Below are 2,105 nucleotides of genomic sequence, written 5' to 3'. Positions count from 1 at the left end.
TCTCTCTTTTTATTTTCTATTTAAAAGCTTTGTTAGGAAATCTACATCTTTCTTCTGACCTGCTTGTTCAGCTAGTTTTGTATCTTTAATTTTATTATAAACATAACTAATATTATCCGAATTGCTATATGAATTTTTTAATACTGTTTTACTCATATCTTGCAAAATACTTCGAACTTCATCTTGATCTATAAAAAGTTTATTTGATTTTTCAGCAAGTTCTTTCAAAGCTTTAATATATTGCAGCGCCTCTTGATTTAATTTTTTATCCTCTTTTTCAATAAGATTATTAAATTCATCTAGAATTTCTTGTGCTTCTTCTTTATTGAGACTAGCTTCATTCATTAAACGGTCATATTGATTTGAATATAAAACCAAAGCATTTTTTTGATTTTGTAATTCCACTTTCCCATTATTAAACTTTTCAATGTCCACTTCAATTTCAGCAACATCAATCAAATTTTCGAGTTCTTTAATTTGTTCCTTAGTATTATTTATATTTTGTTTACAAGTTTCAATGTTATTGTTTTTATTATCCTTTAATCTGTGAATATATTCCAAAATTTCTTTTATTGACTTCATGTTGTTTCCCCATTCTTATTAAAATGTTTTATTTGTAACCCTAGCCATTTTATCCATTGGTAGTTTATTTAAAGTAGACTGTAGTAAGTCATTCTTTATATTCTTTTGTACAATCAATTTATCATACTCTAGTTTATTGCTTTTATAATCAGCTTTATCCCCTAGACTTTTAGCAATATCCATACCACTTTTAGCTAAGTCAATCTGAATATCAAGTTTATAGATTTCTTTTTTTAAATCTTTTATAAACTTTTTAGTGTCTGCTGGTTTCATTTTTTCTCCTTTGGTCTCCTTTCCAGATGGAAACTTTGAGACAATTCCTTTAATAATTTCTCTTTTTATCAGTTAGTATTTGATAACATTGGTGGAAATCTAATTCGCATTTTTACTTTCCCTTTCTTAAATTCACTTTTTACTCTCTTTTAACTATCTATATCTTACATTCTATCTAATTTTGCATCACTTTAGAAAACAAGGTATATCAAGGGTTTAACTAACTGTTCTCAAATTTTCTAGAAACTCTCTCGTTATAGATAGTTCACTATTAAAAGTTTTTGTCACATTCTCTAATATCCTAATAATCGTACAAGGTTATCTAATATTAAATTCCTTCGTTTTAAAATGTGTTCCAGTTTAGGATATAAATATCCTGTTTCCCCACTTCTCATAATCTCGAAAATGTCAAGCCACTCTTTTTTTGAGTGTCCCCACCGCAGTTCGAAAATCTTTCGATCATCTGGTACCAGGTTGTCTAATAACTCGTCAATACACTTTTGAAATTCTTCTAACTTCAATACAATAGGATCGCTCGCAAACTCTACCGCTATATTTTCAGAGTGGTTTATATAAGTACCGCTTTTACTCTTAATATCTTCAAATCTGCTCGCATTCATTCCCTTTGAAGTATATGTTTGTAATAAGTGATTTTTTCTTTTGCTAATTAACGTGTCGATTTTTAAATACTTTTCTTGAAGTTCAAAATCAAAATAATCACGTCTAGCAGTGTCTAGATTTTTCTTCATTCATTGAAACTCTCCTCTCACTGTATTAATCGTATATCGCTTATCTTTGATTGTGAAAGCCTTAAAAGTGTTCCCCTCTAAACCTTTCAAAATTCTACTTGAGTTTCTAGCGTTGTAAACCGTTCGCAATTCACTGCTATCTAGATTCGTGTTGAAAATCGTAGTTTCTCGATTATTGATAATATCAAACAAGAAATCCTGTTCCCAGTCACTCTTAGGAGTGATTGTTCCATTTTTTGCCCCAAGGTCATCGATGATTAGAAAATCAACATCAACTAGCTTTTTAACTGCCTCATACTCTGTTAAGTTTGCATTTCTTCCATAAGCCCAACCTTCTTTTATCTGCTTGATAATCTCGGTTAAGCTGACAAATAAGACACTCTTAGGATCGTTCTTCTCTCTGAAACTCTCATTGATTTCTTTGGCCAGGGCAAGCGATAAATGACTTTTTCCTATTCCTGTGCTACCGCTGATTAAAGTATTTCCCGTCATACCTGCAAG

General features: G+C 30.4%; 4 protein-coding genes. All 4 read right to left on the bottom strand.

Going from position 1 to position 2,105, the window contains the following annotated elements; genetic code table 11:
* Window positions 1–9 precede the first annotated feature (9 nt).
* A complete protein-coding gene (locus tag SMIDD26_RS00375) occupies window positions 10–582 on the bottom strand; it encodes a hypothetical protein (RefSeq protein WP_061438574.1) in 573 nt (190 codons plus the stop codon).
* A gap of 18 nt (window positions 583–600) precedes the next feature.
* Complete coding sequence (locus tag SMIDD26_RS00370) at window positions 601–855, bottom strand: hypothetical protein (RefSeq protein WP_061438573.1); 255 nt, start codon at window positions 853–855, stop codon at window positions 601–603.
* Window positions 856–1,148: 293 nt separating this feature from the next.
* On the bottom strand, window positions 1,149–1,604 hold the full coding sequence (locus SMIDD26_RS00365) for a hypothetical protein (RefSeq protein WP_061438572.1): 456 nt from the start codon (window positions 1,602–1,604) through the stop codon (window positions 1,149–1,151).
* The coding region (locus tag SMIDD26_RS00360; RefSeq protein WP_134990091.1) for an ATP-binding protein at window positions 1,605–2,105 on the bottom strand (501 nt) is incomplete at its 5' end. It abuts the gene before it with no gap.

Origin of the sequence: Streptococcus mitis (assembly GCF_001579035.1) — a bacterium.
In the GTDB taxonomy this organism is placed as follows: Bacteria; Bacillota; Bacilli; order Lactobacillales; family Streptococcaceae; genus Streptococcus; species Streptococcus mitis_J.
The sequence above is the reverse complement of the archived record's forward strand: the minus strand, read 5'-3'. Positions and strand labels throughout refer to the sequence as shown.